The sequence below is a fragment of the Anaerostipes hominis (ex Lee et al. 2021) genome (assembly GCF_002270485.1).
Classification (GTDB): domain Bacteria; phylum Bacillota; class Clostridia; order Lachnospirales; family Lachnospiraceae; genus Anaerostipes; species Anaerostipes hominis.
On record NZ_NQOG01000029.1, the window covers coordinates 1 to 17,143 of the forward strand.

Genomic DNA, 17,143 nt, shown 5'->3' on the forward strand with positions numbered 1-17,143 from the left:
GACTTAAGAATCTGAAAGCCATCGCGGCTGAGATATAGGAGGGAGAACAGATGAATCGAATTGTAAACAATCCTGATTACGCTGTTGAGGATATGCTGAAAGGATTTGTAAAGACACACAAGGATATCGTGGCGCCTACAGAAGATCCCCGTGTCCTGAAATATAAAGATGCACCGGTGGAAGGAAAAGTGGGCATTGTCACCGGAGGAGGTTCCGGACATAAACCGGCGTTCATCGGTTACATCGGAAAGAATATGTGTGATGCGGTAGCTGTGGGAGAGATTTTCTCATCACCTACGGCCAAAGCTTTTTTGGACGCCATGAAAGAGGCTGATTCAGGAAAGGGTGTTGCATGTCTTTACGGAAATTATGCCGGGGACAACATGAATGTCAAAATGGCTATGAGAAAAGCAAAGAAACTGGGAATCGATGTAAAAACAGTGGTTGCCAACGACGACTGTGCATCTGCTCCGAAGGATGAGCTGGAAAAACGCCGCGGTGTTGCCGGGGAAGTCCTCATGTGGAAGATCGGAGGCGCAAAAGCTTCCATGGGAGCAGACCTTGACGGTGTCATCGCCGCGGCACAGAAAGCCATCGACAACACCAGATCCGTAGGGATCGGTACTGCACCGTGCACCATCCCGGCTGTGGGACATCCAAACTTTGAGATCAAAGACGGGACCATGGAAGTGGGAATCGGACATCACGGGGAGCCGGGCATTAATGTACAGCCTTTAAAAACTGCAAACGAGATCGCAGATGAAATACTGGATATCATTCTTCCGGACCTTCCTTTTGCAGAGGGTGACGAAGTTGTTGTGCTCCTCTCAGGATTAGGTGCCACACCTGTCATGGAACAGTACATTGTCTATGACCGCGTAGAAGAAGTTCTCACTGAAAAAGGAATCAGTGTGCACAAAGCATATGTAGGAAATTATTTTACTTCTCTGGAAATGATGGGTGTCACACTCACTGTCATGAAGCTGGATGACGAACTGAAAGAATGCATCGACGTGCCTTGCAACTCTGTCGGCTTAAAGCAGCTGTAGGGAATGACACGAGAAGCCAGAATAAACCGTATAGCTATTCCTGTTAGTGCGGATAAAATGATAATAAGGAGAAAGATAATGTCAAGTTTTAAAAATGCAGATGCAGGCGTTATCGTCGATCATCTGATCAAGACAATCCAGGAACAGAGAGATTACTTAAGCGAGATTGACGGAAAGATCGGTGACGGCGACCACGGCATCAATATGAACAAAGGGGTTACCATGTGTGAAGATAAACTGAAAGGCCAAACCTATAACATGAGCGAAGGCCTGTGTGCTCTTGGGGAAACTCTTTTGGAGGATATCGGAGGTTCTATGGGGCCGTTATACGGACTTTTATTTGATGAGCTTTCTGCTGCAAGCGAAGATCAAGAGGACATTGATGTAGAGGTATTCGGAAAGATGATCACCAAAGCTGCGGAAGGGATCCAGGAGATCAGCCCTGCAAAGCTTGGAGACAAGACTCTTCTTGATACTCTGATCCCTGCAAAAGAAGCTTTCATAATAGCAAAAGAAGCAGGGAAAGATTTTTCTGAATGTCTGGATGCCATGAGGGATGCCGCTAAAAAAGGATGGGAGTCTACCAAAGATATGATAGCTAAGATTGGACGGTCAAGCCGTCTGGGAGAACGAAGCCGCGGTGTTCTTGATGCAGGTGCAACCAGCTGCTATTTTATCCTAGATTGTCTTGCGTCTTCTATCCAGTCTATACTATAATTAACTTATATGCATAGCAGCCCACCAACAATGAAAGGAGGTTGTATGTCAAGCGAAATCAATGTTTTAGACAGCATCGACAACCTTTATCAACAGTTATTTTCAAAGGAAAAGCAAATTGCCGACTATATAAAAGATCACCCGGATGAAGTTGTCATGATGAACGTATCCCAACTTGCCAAAGCCAGCGGTACCAGCGAGGCAACGGTTGTAAGAACCTGCAAACATCTAGGGTATCAGGGATACTATCAGCTACGTTTAATTTTATCCAGAGATATCGGCACAAAATCCAATGATATTGGCATTGATGCAGATACAGATTTTGTTTCTTATACGTTTGAACGCAATATTCAAAACTTAAGAAACCTCTCATCCAATTTGTCCAAAGATGTACTGTTGCAATGTGCTCTTATATTGCTCAAAGCTCCTGCGGTTCATATCATAGCTACAGGAAACACGACACCGATTGCATTGGATTTAAGCTTTCGGCTTTCCCGGTTTGGTGTTCAGTCTTTTAGCAGTTCCATTTCCGAGTACTATTTGAACAATGTTAGCCTTGGCAGTAAAGAAGACGTTGTGATCGCAATTTCTGGTTCCGGAACTTCAAAACAAGTGCTTCAGGCTGCTGATATCGCAAAAGATATCGGAATGACGATCATGTCGATTACCTCCGACAGTGATTCACCTTTGGCAAGGGTCTCTGATCATATTCTGTCCAGCACCGAAGAACACCCTTTGTTCAATGAGACAAAAGAACCCTTATCACATTTGTGTTCTATGGCCATATGTGATGCACTCCTTTACGCGGTCAAAATATGTTTATTGACACAGACTTCAAAATCTTCTCCCTCTCTCAAAAAGCGAACGGATGAGATGGAAGTTTACTTATCAACAACAAAATTGTAGAATCAAAAAAAGAAGCCGGGATACTGCTAATCAGTGTCCCGACTTCTTCATTTTTGCTAAAGATATTTTATTTATCTGCTAATTCTTTCAAACGAGCATATTTTTCTTTGGCATTCTTTTCTGCCTGCTCAAACAGTTCCTTAGCTCTCTCAGGATTCTGGCGAGCAAGAGCGTTGTAACGAACCTCACCCATGATGAAGTCATTGTACTCTGTTGTAGGCTCTTTAGAATCTAAGGAGAATGGATTCTTTCCTTCTTCAGCTAATTCAGGGTTGAAACGGAATAAGTTCCAGTATCCTGATGTAACTGCTTTCTTTTCTTCAGACTGAGCAATGCTCATTCCGCCCTTGATACCGTGGTTGATACATGGAGCGTAAGCGATGATCAGTGAAGGTCCCGGATAAGCCTCTGCCTCTGCGATTGCTTTGACTGTCTGATTGTAATCAGCACCCATAGAAACCTGAGCAACATATACATATCCGTAGCTCATTGCGATTGCTGCAAGGTCTTTCTTCTTCACAGCCTTACCAGCTGCTGCGAACTGAGCGATCGCTCCTGCCGGTGTGGATTTAGATGCCTGACCGCCGGTGTTAGAGTAAACTTCTGTATCAAATACAAAGATGTTTACATCTTCACCGCTTGCAAGTACATGGTCAACACCGCCGAATCCGATGTCGTAAGCCCATCCGTCACCGCCGAAGATCCACTGAGATTTCTTAGATAAGTAATCTTTCATCTTAAGGATCTCTTTTCCTTCATCACATCCGCATGCCTCTAACGCTGCAACTAACTTCTTGGTAGCCGCTCCGTTTTTCTTGCCGTCTGTGTAAGTGTCTAAATATTCAGCTGCAGCTGCTTTTACATCTGCATTTTCTGTTGTCTCTGCCAGGGCAGCAACTTTTTCTTTTGTCTGAGCTCTCAGTGTAGTCTGTCCTGTGAACATACCTAAACCGAACTCAGCATTGTCTTCAAACAGAGAGTTTGACCAAGCCGGTCCCTGTCCTTCTCTGTTTACTGTGTAAGGTGTTGCCGGTGAAGAACCGCCCCAGATGGAAGAACATCCTGTTGCATTGGCAATGTACATTCTTTCACCGAATAACTGAGTGATCAGTTTTGCATATGGTGTCTCTCCACATCCTGCACAAGCTCCAGAGAACTCAAGGAGAGGTTTCCTGAACTGGCTTCCCTTAACAGATTCCGGTTTGAACTTGTCGAAGATATCTTCTTTGACAGGTAATGACTGTCCGTAGTTGTAAACTTCCTGCTGATCTCTCATACTGTCTAAGGATACCATAGTAAGGGCTTTTTCGCCTTTCTTTCCTGGGCAGACATTTGCACAGGAACCGCATCCGGTACAGTCAAGAACAGTGGTTGTCATAACAAATTTGTAATCCGGCATTCCTGTCATCGGAAGTGATTTTGTAGCCTCCGGTGCTGCTGCCAGTTCTTCTTCTGTCATCGCAACCGGACGGATCACTGCATGAGGACATACGTAAGCACAGAAGTTACACTGGATACAGTTGTCCGGATTCCATGTAGGAACATCTACTGCAACTCCACGTTTTTCATATGCTGCAGATCCCTGAGGCATATGTCCGTCAGCGTAAGGAACTAAGTCGCTTACCTTTAAGGAGTTACCGATCTGTCCATTGACAGCGTTCTGGATGTTGTTGACGTAATCAACAAGCTCTTTTCTGTCTCCGGATACTGGGTGCAGTAAGCTTTCTTCTGCACAGTCAGCCCACTCTGCCGGAACCGGAACTTCTACGACGCTCTTGGCACCTGCTTCGATCGCGTCATGGTTCATCTTAACGATATGGTCACCCTTCTTGCTGTAAGAAGCGGTAGCTGCATCTTTCATGTACTGGATCGCATCTGCTTCCGGAATGATTCCTGATAACTTGAAGAATGCAGACTGAAGAACTGTGTTGATACGTCCGCCGAGTCCGATTTCTTTACCGATCTTGATACCATCGATCACATAGAACTTGATATTGTGCTTAGCCATGTAAGCTTTTACCTGTCCCGGAAGGTGATCTCCAATCTCCTCTACCGGCCAGCTGCAGTTTAAGAGGAATGTTCCGCCATCTTTTAAGTCCTGAACCATGTTGTATTTTGTGATGTACGGAGCACAATGGCATGCTACAAAGTCAGCTTTGTTGATCAGGTATGTTGCTTTAATCGGGTCATCACCAAAACGTAAGTGGGAAATTGTAACACCGCCTGATTTCTTAGAGTCATAATCAAAGTATGCCTGAGCATATTTATCTGTATGGTCACCGATGATCTTGATAGAGTTCTTGTTAGCACCAACAGTACCGTCAGCTCCAAGGCCCCAGAATTTACAGCTTACTGTGCTTTCCGGTGTGGAAGAAACTGCTTCTCCTCTTTCAAGAGATAAGTTTGTCACATCATCATTGATTGAAACAGTAAATTCTTTCTTGTCTTTATTGTTAAATACAGAGATGATATCAGCAGGAGTTGTATCTTTAGAACCTAATCCGTAACGTCCTCCGTTGATTGTCACCTGCTCGAATTTTGTTCCTCTTAATGCGGAAACAACATCTAAGTATAATGGCTCACCAAGAGATCCCGGTTCTTTTGTCCTGTCTAAAACGTTGATTGTCTTAACAGTTTCCGGGATCACTTCCACTAATTTTTCAGCAACGAACGGTCTGTAAAGTCTTACTTTAACGACACCTACTTTTTCGCCTTTTGCTGTTAAGTAATCGATGGTCTCATCGATGGTCTCACATACAGATCCCATAGCGATGATCACAGATTCAGCATCAGGAGCACCGTAGTAGTTGAACAATTTGTAATCTGTACCGATCTTAGCATTTACCTGGTTCATGTAATCTTCAACGATCGCCGGGAATGCATCGTAGTATTTGTTGCATGCTTCTCTTGCCTGGAAGAAGATGTCTGGGTTCTGTGCAGATCCGCGGAGAACCGGATGTTCCGGATTCAAAGCGTTTGCCCTGAACTTCTCAAGAGCTTCGTAATCCACCATATCTGCAAGGTCTTCATTGTCCCACATTTCGATCTTCTGGATCTCATGAGATGTTCTGAATCCGTCGAAGAAATGTAATACAGGAACACTTCCCTTGATTGTAGATAAATGAGCAACAGCGCCTAAGTCCATGACTTCCTGAACGCTGGAGCTGCAAAGCATTGCAAACCCTGTCTGGCGACAAGCGTAAACGTCAGAGTGATCACCAAAAATATTCAGTGCATGAGATGCGATTGCACGTGCAGATACATCAAATACACAAGGCATTAATTCACCTGCGATCTTGTACATATTAGGAATCATCAGCAGTAATCCCTGAGATGCAGTGTAAGTAGTTGTCAGTGCACCTGCTGCAAGAGAACCGTGTACTGTTCCTGCTGCTCCGGCTTCAGACTGCATTTCAACTAATTTTACAGGATGTCCGAAAATATTTTTCTTTCCCTGTGTTGCCCACTGGTCTGTTGATTCTGCCATTGGTGAGGATGGTGTAATCGGATAGATTGCAGCTGTCTCAGTAAACGCATAAGATACGTGTGCTGCGGCTGTGTTACCATCCATGGTTTTCATTTTTCTTGCCATGTTTCTTCCTCCTAAAAAATCTTGTGCAAATATTAACAATCTACACTTAAGTTTTTCCCTTCTCCTTACAAAGGAGACAGGATGTTATCACAACAACGGGACCGTTGTTTAGAACAAAATAAAACTGTATACAATCATGTATACAGCCTTATTTTACATCATTCAAACGGGTTTTTAAAGGATTTTAACTAAATTTCTTCGTATTTTTTTTAGTACTTTATGAAGCTTTTTTTTAAGGAAAAATCTTGTCCAAAAAATAACAGTGTCTTTTGTCTATTTTGCCTGATTTTTTAGAGATTCTTCGTGCTGACTGAAGGTTTCTGAGAAAATATGAGTTCCCTTTCCGGTCTTATCTGTATGGTAATAGAGATAAGAATGTTTCTGCGGGGAAACTGCTGCCTTCAAAGCATTGATCCCCGGATTGCAGATCGGCCCCTCCGGGAGACCCTGATTTTTGTACGTATTATATGGGGAATCCACTTCCAGGTCTTTATACAGTGTTCTTTTCTTATTATATTTCCCTTTTGTAAGAGGATAGAGCACAGTTGCATCAATCTGGAGTTTCATTTTTTTGTCCAGACGATTGTAGATCACACCGGAGATCTTTGCATATTCAGCATCCACCTTGGCCTCTCTCTCAACGACAGACGCCAGAGTCACGATTTCATATGGTGTGAGACCGGTCTTGTTTTCTTTGGATAGCTGCTCCCATTTGGTATTGAAATTATCCAGCATCATAGCCACGATCTTTTTGGCATCGGTATGCTTGTATACCTCATAGGTATCAGGAAATAAAAATCCCTGCAGTTTATAGCTTACCTGTGCCTTTTCGGGCACCGATTTCAGCCACTCATAAGAATAACTGTCAAGATCATCGGCGGCTTTCAAAAAATCTTCTGCCTTGCAGACATCATTCTGTTCAAATTTCTTCGCCGCAAGTTCTGCCGTATAGCCCTCTGGTATCGTGATCCTGACCGTCCGCTCTTCTTGTTTTTTTCTCGCAGCCTGTTCCCGCTCTTCTTTTTTCACTTTGAACATCCAGCAGGTTGTACCCAGGGCAGCAATGACCAGAGCCAGCAGTAAAATCCACAGTTTTTTTGATTTCTTTTTCTTTTCGTAAAAACTTAAACCCATAAATTCCTCCATAATTCGACACTGATTATCTCTCATTATACTGATATTGTTCTGAAATACCACCCTTTTTATTAGATTTTTTAATATTTTTAATACATTTGTAACTTCATTGACATTCTTTTGGTTTGCTATATAATCAGTTATATAGGAAGATATAGAAAGGAATAGGAATTATGGCAAACCCAATCGTAACAATTACAATGGAAAACGGAGATATGATCAAGGCAGAATTATATCCGGATATCGCTCCGATCACAGTAGAAAACTTTGTGAAGCTGGTGAAGGAAGGTTTTTATGACGGACTGACATTCCACCGCATTATTTCCGGATTTATGATCCAGGGAGGATGTCCGAACGGAAACGGAACCGGAGGACCGGGACACACCATTAAAGGTGAGTTCAGCATGAACGGAGTAAAGAACGACTTAAAGCACACGCCGGGCGTGTTATCCATGGCAAGGTCAATGGCTCCGGACTCTGCCGGTTCCCAGTTCTTTATCATGCACAAAACATCTCCGCATCTGGACGGACAGTATGCCGCATTTGGACAGGTCATCGAGGGCATGGATGTCGTCAATAAACTCGCTGAGGTGGCAACGGACTATTCTGACGCGCCGTTGGAAAAACAGGTTATGAAATCTGTGACCGTAGAAGAATAAAAACATTAAAAGACTTACTTGAAATGCTTAGGACACCGTGCGGTTCTAAGCATTTCTTTTGACACAGTAAAGAGGATACATCAGATAGGGAGGAACACTTTTGGAACATAAATATTTATTTTTCGATGTGGATGAGACTTTGTACAGCAATAAGACCGGTCAGATCCCGCCGAGTGCAGCCAAAGCATTAAAGCAGGCCCAGGCTAACGGCCATAAAATCATCTTGAATACCGGAAGGCCTTATGCATATATAGGGAATGACTTCTTTTCCCTGGATTTCGACGGCTACCTCTGCGGCAACGGCACCGATCTCCGCTACAAGGGAGATATCCTGTACCACCGTGAGCTTCCTGAAGATATCCAATCCCGGATCATAGATTTGTGCCGTAGCCACAGCATCCGTGCCTGTCTGGAAGGAAGCCGCTGTTCCTATTACACTGACGATGACACCTCGTTCCATCCCTATTACGCTTCCATGATCCAAGTATGCAGAAGTTCTGACGGCATGGTGATAGAATTTAACTGGAACAATGTAAAATCCTTTGATAAACTGGTCTGCTTTTCCAGTCCGGATACGCCTCAGAATATGACCGCCTTTATTGAAGATATTCACTCCCTGGACTTTCCGTTCAAGTGCATCAAAAATGGCGAAGATTTTTATGAAGTTATCCCGGAAGACACATCCAAAGGAACTGCCATTACTTTTATTGCGGAATACCTTAACATCCCAATCGATGACTGCTATGCTTTCGGAGATGCCCCCAATGATCTGCCCATGTTTGAAGCTGCAGGACACGGTATCGCTCTTGGGAATGCATATGACTGTGTAAAAGATACTGCGGAGTATGTGACAACGGACATTGACGCACATGGAATTTGGAATGCACTGGAACATTATGGTTTTTTGTAAAAAGAGGGTTTTGAAAAGAGAAACTTCAGCAAAATCTCTGAAATCCTTTACAAAAACGCCCAAAAATAGTATAGTATAAGTAAAGAAAGGAGCATATCGCCCACTGAGGTGGTTAGCCTCCGGTTTGTGCATAAGCCTACCCAGACCGCCAAGTACAGGGTAGGCTTATTTATTTACGCTTGTTTTTCCTATCTATGTAGGCAAGCAGTGTTACAGTAAACAGACTGAATGAAATCATCAATGAGATTGCTTCAAATGCTGTCATCTCACACCACCTCCCCTTTTTTATGAGTCGGGAGGCTACCACCATGTACACGAAATACTCCATAAGCAAATTATACTATATTTTATATTTAATTACAATATTTTACTCATCATAAAAAGACTGTTGTTTAGAACAGCCTTTTTATATATCTTCTTATTTCACTCTTGCCGTCAGTTCCCCGTTTTGTTCATCAATCAGGATCGTATCTTCCATATTAACCCCATCACTTAAGATCAGCCTTGCAGCCAATGTTTCCACGCTCTTCTGCAGATACCTCTTTAACGGTCTGGCACCGTACATCGGGTCATATCCGTTGTCCGCCACAAAGATTTTTGCTGACGGTGTGAGCTCTACGGCAAGCTCTTTGTCACTGAGACGTTTATTCAATTCTGCAACTAACAGGTCAATGATATTCGTGATGTTTTCCTTCGTCAGCGGTTTAAACAGGATCATCTCATCCAGGCGGTTTAAGAATTCCGGCCTGAAATGGTTCTTTAAGTCTGCCATAACCATGTCTTCTGCCTCTTTTGTAATATTACCGGATTGATCAATGCCTTCCAGCAAATAGGTGGAACCGATATTGGAAGTCATGATAAGGATCGTATTTTTAAAGTCTACGGTCCTTCCCTTAGCATCTGTAATCCTTCCGTCATCCAGCACTTGCAGCAGGATATTAAACACATCAGGATGAGCTTTCTCCACCTCATCAAACAATACAACAGAATAAGGTTTTCTTCTGACTGCTTCCGTCAGCTGTCCACCCTCCTCATATCCTACATATCCCGGAGGCGCCCCGATGAGACGGGCTACGGAGTGTTTCTCCATATATTCACTCATATCGATGCGGACAATATTCTGTTCATTGTCAAATAAACTCTCTGCCAGTGCCTTGGCAAGCTCCGTCTTTCCTACACCTGTAGGTCCAAGAAACAGGAAAGAGCCGATCGGTTTGCTCGGGTCTTTGATCCCCGCCTTGGAACGGATGATAGAGTCCGTCACAAGCTGCACTGCATTGTCCTGCCCCACAACTCTTTTGTGTAAGATCTCATCCAGATGAAGTGTCTTATTTCTCTCACTCTCCGTAAGTTTAGCCACAGGGATACCGGTCCAGCGGGAAATGATCTTGGCGATCTCTTCGTCTGTTACACTTTCCCTGACCATGGATCTGTCTTCTTTTCTGACCTTTTCTTCTTCCTCCTCCAGCTGTTTTTTCAGCTCAGGGAGGCGTCCATACTGAAGTTCCGCAGCCTTATTTAAATCATAGTTTCTCTGTGCAATCTGTATTTCGTTGTTTACAGATTCAATTTCTTCTCTCAGTTTGGAAACCCTCTCCACGGAAGACTTTTCATTCTCCCATGTGGCTTTCTTGGCATTAAAATCTTCTCTCATCTCTGCCAATTCTCTCTGAAGTTCCAAGAGACGTTCTCTGCTCAGGTTATCATCTTCTTTCTTGAGCGCAGCTTCCTCGATTTCCAGCTGCATGATCTTCCTCTGGACCTCATCCAGCTCTGAAGGCAGGGAGTTCATCTCTGTCTTGATCATGGCACATGCCTCATCCACCAGGTCAATAGCTTTATCTGGAAGGAAACGGTCCGTAATATAGCGGTTTGACAGGGTCGCAGCAGCCACCAAAGATCCATCTGTGATCTTTACCCCGTGGAAAACCTCGTAGCGCTCTTTAATTCCTCTCAAAATAGAAATCGTATCTTCAACGGTAGGCTCATCCACCATGACCGGCTGGAACCTTCTCTCCAGAGCCGCGTCTTTTTCAATATACTGACGGTACTCATCCAGAGTAGTCGCTCCGATACAGTGGAGTTCTCCTCTGGCCAGCATCGGTTTCAGCATATTGCCCGCATCCATGGAGCCCTCTGTCTTTCCTGCTCCTACGATCGTGTGCAGCTCATCGATGAACAGGATGATCTGTCCCTCGCTCTTTTTCACTTCTTCAAGAACTGCTTTCAGACGTTCTTCAAATTCTCCTCTGTACTTGGCACCTGCCACAAGAGATCCCATGTCCAGAGAGAAAATCGTCTTGTCCTTTAACTGTTCCGGTACATCCCCTCGGACGATCCTTTGGGCAAGTCCTTCTACTACCGCAGTCTTACCGACGCCGGGCTCTCCGATGAGCACCGGGTTATTCTTGCTTTTTCTTGACAGGATGCGGACAACATTCCGGATCTCGCTGTCTCTCCCGATCACGGGGTCCAGTTTCTGCTCTCTGGCGCGCTTCACCAAATCGTATCCATATTTCTCCAACGTATCATACGTTGCCTCGGGATTATCAGTGGTTATCTTTTTGTCTCCTCTTACTTTGGACAAAACCTCCAGGAAACGGTCTCTGGTGATTCCATAACCTCTGAACAGTTCTTTCACCGCATTGTTTGGCTTTTTGATCATGGCAAGAAACAGATGCTCCACAGATACATATTCGTCTCCCATGGCTTTCATCTCGTCTTCCCCTGCCAGCAGTACCTGATTCAGCGCCTGGCTCATGTATACCTGTCCGCCGGAAACCTTCGGTTTCTTCTGGAGCAGCTGCTGTACCTGGGCCAAAAAGGAATCTTTATTGACATTCATCTTCTCCAAAAGACTTAGGATTAAACTGTCTTCTATGGTCAGCAGGCTATATAATAAATGTTCCTGGTCAATTTCCTGGTTTTGGCAGTCATAAGCAATCTTTTCACACTGATTTACTGCTTCGACCGACTTTTGAGTAAACTTATTAATATTCATTTTCACTCCTCCAATCTTATTTGTTCTATATTTAGTATAACACCTAGCATATAAAAAGCAAGTATTATTTTTTCATTTCTTGACATTCTTCCATGTATCTGCTATTTTATATACATACCAATAGTATGTATATAAGAAAGGATGTTATTCCATGGCAAGAAATAAATATCCCGAGATTACAGAGCAGAGGATCTTGGACGCATCGCTGAAATTATTTCTGGAAAAAGGCTACGAGCACACAACCATTCAGGATATCATCGACGAACTGGGGGATTTGACGAAAGGCGCCATATATCATCACTTTAAATCCAAAAGTGAGATTATAGAAGCCGTCATGGACCAGCTCTACGGCGGGCAGGAGAAGGACTACGAAGATATTTTGAATGAATCCGGTACAGGACTTGAAAAATTAAAAAAGCTGATGATCGTATCAATAAACAATCCAGGCAATCAGCTGATCATCAAGGCCGCTCCTAATATCATGAAAAATCCGCGCTTCCTCATGAAACAGCTTTTTGACAGTCTGAATGATACGGCACCCCGGCTGATTCTGCCGTTAGTGGAACAAGGAGTCAGGGATGGTTCCATAAAAACAGAATATCCAAAAGAACTTTCAGAAGCCATGCTCATCTTGTTCAATCTCTGGATGAATCCATTTATCATCCAAAATACAGAAGAAGAACTCATTCACAAAATACAGTTTATGAAAGATCTGCTGGAACGGCTCGGAATACCTCTGCTGGATGACGAAGCACTCCTTGTGCTTGAATCTTACCGAAAACAGCTTGAAGAAAAAAGCTGACTCATCCATCCGTCCTCAGACTGGACTCATACAGTCCGGTCTTGGTGACTGATGAAAACACCAATTTTTTTGTCATTTTACATACCAACCGAATGTATGAAAGGAGTTTTTATGAACGATAAACTATTCACACGGGATTTTTCCCTCGTAGTGATCGGACAGATCATTTCTCTGTTCGGCAATTCCATCCTGAGGTTTGCACTTCCTCTGTACCTTTTGAATGAAACCGGATCTGCATCCCTGTTCGGCGTAGTCACCGCCTGCTCATTTATTCCTATGATCCTTCTGTCACCCGCAGGGGGAATCGTTGCGGACCGGGTCAACAAAAGAAATATCATGGTGATTCTTGATTACGCGACCAGCGCACTGATCCTGCTGTTTACGGCAGCTCTGGGTCATGTTTCCCTGGTACTGCTTCTGATCATCACCCTGATGCTCCTCTACGGCATTCAGGGAGCATACCAGCCGGCAGTCCAGGCAAGCCTTCCTGTTCTTATAAGCCCGGACCGTCTGCTTTCCGGAAATGCAGTCATCAATCAGGTCAATGCTCTGGCCAATCTGATTGGTCCGGTGGCAGGCGGAGCCTTATACGGATTTTACGGAATCTGCCCGATATTATATGTGAGCATCGTCTGCTTTTTATTTTCTGCCACAATGGAACTGTTTATCCATATCCCGTTTAAAAAGCCGAAAAAGGGAACCAGTGTGTTTGCGGTAGTAAAACAGGATCTTTCAGATAGTTTCCGCTTCATCCGTACAGAACAGCCTGTCATAGGGAAAGGAATCCTGATTGTCTGCGCATTTAACTTATTTTTAAGTGCCCTGATCATCGTAGGCCTGCCTGTGATCATCACGCAGTTTCTCCATATGTCCAGCCAGCTTTATGGATATGCTCAGGGAGCCTTAGCCCTCGGAGGCCTTTTGGGCGGCATTCTCACCGGAGTCTTTGCAAAAAGGCTGAATATCCAGGGTGTCCATGTTCTGCTTTTGCTCAGCGGAGCAGCCCTCCTCCCGATCGGACTCGTGCTGAATCTGGATATTCTTCCAATGGCAGCCTACATTGTGATCACCCTGTGCAGTTTCTTTATGATGGTCTGCTCCACAATGTTTACCGTACAGATGCTCTCATTTGTACAGATTCTGACACCGCACCATCTGATCGGCAAAGTCATCTCCTGTATTATGGCACTGTCCATGTGTTCCCAGCCTCTGGGGCAGGCCGTATATGGAGTCCTGTTTGACGTTTTAAAGGGCCAGTCTTATTTTGCGGTCTACGGCGCTTGTCTGATCTGCTGTCTGATCTCCTGGAAATCCAGAAAAATATTCCGGACAATTTCCCTGGCAGAACCAGCTGCTGAATAAAAAACTTGATATAATAAGAGGAGGCAGCAACAAAATTGTCTGCTTCCTCTTCCTGATCCGGTGGTCTGTTTACAGAATCACCGGGATTTTTTTATCGATTTCCATTGTGTCTTTTGTTACAAGGCAGTCCAATGCAAGTACCTGTACTCCAGAATCCGCTGCTCTCCTCAGAGTATCCCCAAATGCCCTGTGGGTGCGGTCGTTGGGCCTGAAACAATGCACTCCTTTCATCTGAATGACAAAGATGATATATGCCTCATACCCCTCCTTTGCACAGTGTATGAGCTCCTCTATATGCTTGACTCCCCGTTCCGTAGGGGCATCCGGAAACCATGCTGTTCCATCCTCTTCCAGGGTCACTCCTTTTACTTCGACAAAGACCTCTCTGGTTTCCGTCATGAGTTCTCCTCCTCTGATAAAGAAATCAAATCTGGAATTTCCATACTTCCTTTCCGCCTTGATCTCTTTTATATAAGGAAAGATTCCTCCCTTTCTCAGCCATTCTTCCACAGCTTTATTAGGAGCCTGTGAATCCATATTGATCATCAGACTTCCTTTGTTCACACCGATCAGTGAATATTTTGTTTTTCGCTTCGGGTCGTTATGCCGCTGAAGATAAACCCTGGCTCCTGGTATCAGCAGTTCCCTGCATCTTCCCGTATTCTTTACGTGTGCCTCTTCCTCCTGTCCTCCGATGAGGACAATGGCTATAAACCGGTTGGGGCGTTTTAAGAATGTACCTGAAATGATATGATCATAATGCATGTTGTTATCTCCTTATCCGCCCATAATGATAACTTTTGGAAGATTTGATGTCAAGGACACAGTGGGCAAGCCCACTTCAACTCCCCAAACCCTCAATCTTTGAGAGCCTTGGCTTTGTGTCACTGCCTTTCGACAGTTTTACCGATGAATATGAAATTGTCCGAGACAAACCACTTTCGTCTACACTTTAATTATTGTCTGCTGTTCTCTCTTATATCAAGGATTAATATCACCTTTTTTCTTTCCAGCATAATCTATACTATAATCCCCCAAGAAAGGAGATATAAGAATGACCACTGCCCTTTCCTTAGAGCAGGTTTCCTACTCTTACCATACTCTGAAGCAAGAAACTACGGCTCTTTCCTCAGTCACTTTTGATGTATTAAGCGGTGAATTCGTTGCGGTAGTAGGCCCGAGCGGATGCGGAAAATCTACTATGCTGCATTTAATTGCAAAGCTTCTTCCCCTGTCCGGCGGCACCATCAAGATCAACGGCACGCCGATCGAGGAGTCCACCGACCATATCGGATATATGCTCCAGAAGGATCAGCTTCTCCCCTGGCGCACTATTTATGAAAATGTTACTCTGGGACTCAAGATACAAAATATCAAAGATCCGGAGGCATTTGATAAAGTTGACCGGCTGTTGGAACTTTACGGACTCAAAGACTTTAAAAATTCTTATCCCAGCCAGCTTTCCGGAGGTATGCGCCAGAGGGCTGCTCTGATCCGTACTCTCGCCCTGTCCCCGGATATACTTCTCCTGGATGAACCATTTTCTGCATTGGACTACCAGACAAGACTCCAGGTATCCGATGATATAGGCACCATCATAAAAGAAAAGAAAAAAACAGCTCTCCTCGTTACCCATGATCTTTCTGAGGCGATCAGTATGGCCGACCGTGTCATTGTGCTGTCCAAACGTCCGGGAACTGTCAAGACCATTGTGCCTATTCACCTTACCTGTGGAAAAAAAACACCGCAGGCTGCAAGAAATGCAGTGGAGTTCAAAGATTATTTTAATCAATTATGGAGGGAAATCAATGACTGATCCAATTTCTAAAGAACAGTCCGAGTATTTAAACCAAATACAACGGAAAAAATATTGGATCCGGGTTGCCCAGGTCCTTCTGCTTCTCCTTCTTTTATTTGCCTGGGAAACTGCGGTTTCAAAGAATATACTGAACGGATTTATTTTCAGCAGTCCAAGCAGGATCATCCGGTGTTTTTACGGCATGGTAATAGACCATTCCATCTTTCTTCATATCGGGGTGACTCTGGCCGAAACGCTCGTAAGCTTTGCGCTGATCACTTTATTTTCAGTGCTGATCGCAACCATATTATGGTGGTTCCCCACGGCTGCCAGGATCATTGACCCATACCTTGTAGTCTTAAACAGTCTCCCGAAATCAGCTCTTGCTCCGATCCTGATCGTCTGGCTCGGAAACAATATGAAAACCATCATTATCACCGCGATCTCCATTGCGGTTTTCGGAAGCATCCTGAATTTATACAGTGGATTTCTCCACGTAGATAAGGAGCGTCTGACTCTCATCCGGACTCTCGGAGGAACCAAAAAAGACTGCCTGACCATGGCAGTCATACCAAGCTGTATTCCGCTGCTTTTGAGCATTATGAACGTAAATATCGGACTTTCTCTTGTAGGTGTGATCATTGGAGAATTTTTGGCCGCGCGCTCCGGCCTTGGATACCTGATCATCTACGGAAGCCAGGTATTTAAAATGGATTGGGTACTAATGTCTATCGTTATCTTATGCATCATCGCTATGCTTCTGTACGCCCTGACCGGATTTATAAAGAAAATGTATCAGAGAAAAATCTGATCCTAAAACAAATGAGACCAAAGGAAATCAAACGATCTTTGCCCGTTGATTTCCGATGATCTCATATCATTATTGTCCATACTCAGTCCTTCCAGATTGTTCACCAATACCTGCTTGTCATAGTCATAGATGATATCTGTTCTTCCGATCTTTTGGCTCACTTCCTCGATCACAGTATGTCGTCCGAATACCTCAAAATATTTTCTGAAAATGAAAGCGTATCTCGCTTCGCAAAGCCGTCCATAGGTTGGATCATCCGCAAAATTCTTGACAAACTTTTTTAAAAGATTCTCATTTCCCATAAATCTTCCGATGATTACCGGATAATCTTCGTCTCTTCCTCTATAAAAGTCTTCTAAATTCATATCGATAGCCCCCTTTTTCTGCCTGATCAGTCTTTTA

At 44.1% G+C, this 17,143-nt stretch carries 15 protein-coding genes and 1 riboswitch; of the genes, 9 read left to right on the forward strand and 6 right to left on the reverse strand.

Translation table 11 applies throughout. The features are described from left to right. Positions 1-50: 50 nt before the first annotated feature. The 3 genes from CI597_RS16045 to CI597_RS16055 all read left to right on the forward strand — a co-directional run bounded on the left by CI597_RS16045 (position 51) and on the right by CI597_RS16055 (position 2,672). Positions 51-1,049 (forward strand): dihydroxyacetone kinase subunit DhaK, encoded by a 999-nt coding sequence (locus tag CI597_RS16045; protein ID WP_095143011.1) that lies wholly within the window; start codon positions 51-53, stop codon positions 1,047-1,049. Between the two features lie 78 nt (positions 1,050-1,127). Then, on the forward strand, positions 1,128-1,766 hold the full coding sequence (gene dhaL / locus CI597_RS16050) for a dihydroxyacetone kinase subunit DhaL (protein WP_024726434.1): 639 nt from the start codon (positions 1,128-1,130) through the stop codon (positions 1,764-1,766). Between the two features lie 45 nt (positions 1,767-1,811). Further along, entirely contained in the window at positions 1,812-2,672 is an 861-nt protein-coding gene (locus CI597_RS16055; RefSeq protein ID WP_095143012.1) for a MurR/RpiR family transcriptional regulator, read from the forward strand. 67 nt (positions 2,673-2,739) lie between these two features. Here CI597_RS16055 and nifJ read toward each other — a convergent pair whose 3' ends face one another. Together nifJ and mltG are read right to left on the reverse strand one after the other, a co-directional pair. Continuing rightward, positions 2,740-6,264, reverse strand: a complete 3,525-nt coding sequence (gene nifJ, locus CI597_RS16060; RefSeq protein WP_024726432.1) for a pyruvate:ferredoxin (flavodoxin) oxidoreductase — start codon at positions 6,262-6,264, stop codon at positions 2,740-2,742. A 273-nt stretch (positions 6,265-6,537) separates the two neighbouring features. Then, positions 6,538-7,398 (reverse strand): endolytic transglycosylase MltG, encoded by an 861-nt coding sequence (mltG, locus tag CI597_RS16065; protein ID WP_024726431.1) that lies wholly within the window; start codon positions 7,396-7,398, stop codon positions 6,538-6,540. Between the two features lie 173 nt (positions 7,399-7,571). Between mltG and CI597_RS16070 the strand changes: the two genes are divergently transcribed. Together CI597_RS16070 and CI597_RS16075 are read left to right on the forward strand one after the other, a co-directional pair. After that, the gene (locus CI597_RS16070) at positions 7,572-8,057 is read left to right on the forward strand and encodes a peptidylprolyl isomerase (RefSeq protein ID WP_024726430.1); all 486 of its coding nucleotides are present in this window, start codon (positions 7,572-7,574) and stop codon (positions 8,055-8,057) included. Between the two features lie 100 nt (positions 8,058-8,157). Then, positions 8,158-8,967, forward strand: a complete 810-nt coding sequence (locus CI597_RS16075) for an HAD family hydrolase (protein WP_024726429.1) — start codon at positions 8,158-8,160, stop codon at positions 8,965-8,967. Between the two features lie 169 nt (positions 8,968-9,136). On the opposite strand, the gene CI597_RS19050 is transcribed toward CI597_RS16075, so the two are convergent. Beyond that, on the reverse strand, positions 9,137-9,295 hold the full coding sequence (locus tag CI597_RS19050) for a putative holin-like toxin (RefSeq protein ID WP_328514495.1): 159 nt from the start codon (positions 9,293-9,295) through the stop codon (positions 9,137-9,139). Positions 9,296-9,385: 90 nt separating this feature from the next. Further along, positions 9,386-11,968, reverse strand: coding sequence for an ATP-dependent chaperone ClpB (gene clpB, locus CI597_RS16080; RefSeq protein ID WP_024726428.1), 2,583 nt, complete (start codon positions 11,966-11,968; stop codon positions 9,386-9,388). 151 nt (positions 11,969-12,119) lie between these two features. On the opposite strand from clpB, the gene CI597_RS16085 reads away from it, so the two are divergent. Then, the gene (locus CI597_RS16085) at positions 12,120-12,770 is read left to right on the forward strand and encodes a TetR/AcrR family transcriptional regulator (protein WP_024726427.1); all 651 of its coding nucleotides are present in this window, start codon (positions 12,120-12,122) and stop codon (positions 12,768-12,770) included. 111 nt (positions 12,771-12,881) lie between these two features. Then, positions 12,882-14,132 (forward strand): MFS transporter, encoded by a 1,251-nt coding sequence (locus tag CI597_RS16090; RefSeq protein ID WP_024726426.1) that lies wholly within the window; start codon positions 12,882-12,884, stop codon positions 14,130-14,132. 69 nt (positions 14,133-14,201) lie between these two features. Here CI597_RS16090 and sfsA read toward each other — a convergent pair whose 3' ends face one another. After that, on the reverse strand, positions 14,202-14,897 hold the full coding sequence (gene sfsA / locus CI597_RS16095) for a DNA/RNA nuclease SfsA (RefSeq protein ID WP_024726425.1): 696 nt from the start codon (positions 14,895-14,897) through the stop codon (positions 14,202-14,204). A 98-nt stretch (positions 14,898-14,995) separates the two neighbouring features. Next, positions 14,996-15,050: riboswitch (cyclic di-GMP riboswitch) on the reverse strand. Positions 15,051-15,186: 136 nt separating this feature from the next. Here sfsA and CI597_RS16100 point away from each other — a divergent pair. Then, positions 15,187-15,948: an ABC transporter ATP-binding protein gene (locus tag CI597_RS16100; RefSeq protein WP_024726424.1), complete on the forward strand. Its 762-nt coding sequence runs from the start codon at positions 15,187-15,189 to the stop codon at positions 15,946-15,948. Then, complete coding sequence (locus CI597_RS16105) at positions 15,941-16,741, forward strand: ABC transporter permease (protein WP_024726423.1); 801 nt, start codon at positions 15,941-15,943, stop codon at positions 16,739-16,741. The genes CI597_RS16100 and CI597_RS16105 overlap by 8 nt, the downstream gene beginning before the upstream one ends. 2 nt (positions 16,742-16,743) lie before the next feature. Here CI597_RS16105 and CI597_RS18830 read toward each other — a convergent pair whose 3' ends face one another. Beyond that, positions 16,744-17,106 carry a hypothetical protein gene (locus CI597_RS18830; RefSeq protein WP_024726422.1) on the reverse strand — a complete coding sequence of 121 codons (363 nt, stop codon included), beginning with the start codon at positions 17,104-17,106 and terminating at the stop codon, positions 16,744-16,746. Positions 17,107-17,143 lie beyond the last annotated feature (37 nt).

What these genes read in the sequence shown, in the direction of transcription:
- CI597_RS18830 (WP_024726422.1), bottom strand. Translation starts at nt 17,106, where the DNA reads ATGAATTTAGAAGACTTTTATAGAGGAAGAGACGAAGATTATCCGGTA.
- dhaL (WP_024726434.1), top strand. Translation starts at nt 1,128, where the DNA reads ATGTCAAGTTTTAAAAATGCAGATGCAGGCGTTATCGTCGATCATCTG.
- CI597_RS16055 (WP_095143012.1), top strand. Translation starts at nt 1,812, where the DNA reads ATGTCAAGCGAAATCAATGTTTTAGACAGCATCGACAACCTTTATCAA.
- sfsA (WP_024726425.1), bottom strand. Translation starts at nt 14,897, where the DNA reads ATGCATTATGATCATATCATTTCAGGTACATTCTTAAAACGCCCCAAC.
- CI597_RS16100 (WP_024726424.1), top strand. Translation starts at nt 15,187, where the DNA reads ATGACCACTGCCCTTTCCTTAGAGCAGGTTTCCTACTCTTACCATACT.
- CI597_RS16070 (WP_024726430.1), top strand. Translation starts at nt 7,572, where the DNA reads ATGGCAAACCCAATCGTAACAATTACAATGGAAAACGGAGATATGATC.
- clpB (WP_024726428.1), bottom strand. Translation starts at nt 11,968, where the DNA reads ATGAATATTAATAAGTTTACTCAAAAGTCGGTCGAAGCAGTAAATCAG.
- CI597_RS16090 (WP_024726426.1), top strand. Translation starts at nt 12,882, where the DNA reads ATGAACGATAAACTATTCACACGGGATTTTTCCCTCGTAGTGATCGGA.
- CI597_RS16085 (WP_024726427.1), top strand. Translation starts at nt 12,120, where the DNA reads ATGGCAAGAAATAAATATCCCGAGATTACAGAGCAGAGGATCTTGGAC.
- CI597_RS16045 (WP_095143011.1), top strand. Translation starts at nt 51, where the DNA reads ATGAATCGAATTGTAAACAATCCTGATTACGCTGTTGAGGATATGCTG.
- nifJ (WP_024726432.1), bottom strand. Translation starts at nt 6,264, where the DNA reads ATGGCAAGAAAAATGAAAACCATGGATGGTAACACAGCCGCAGCACAC.
- CI597_RS19050 (WP_328514495.1), bottom strand. Translation starts at nt 9,295, where the DNA reads ATGGAGTATTTCGTGTACATGGTGGTAGCCTCCCGACTCATAAAAAAG.
- mltG (WP_024726431.1), bottom strand. Translation starts at nt 7,398, where the DNA reads ATGGGTTTAAGTTTTTACGAAAAGAAAAAGAAATCAAAAAAACTGTGG.
- CI597_RS16105 (WP_024726423.1), top strand. Translation starts at nt 15,941, where the DNA reads ATGACTGATCCAATTTCTAAAGAACAGTCCGAGTATTTAAACCAAATA.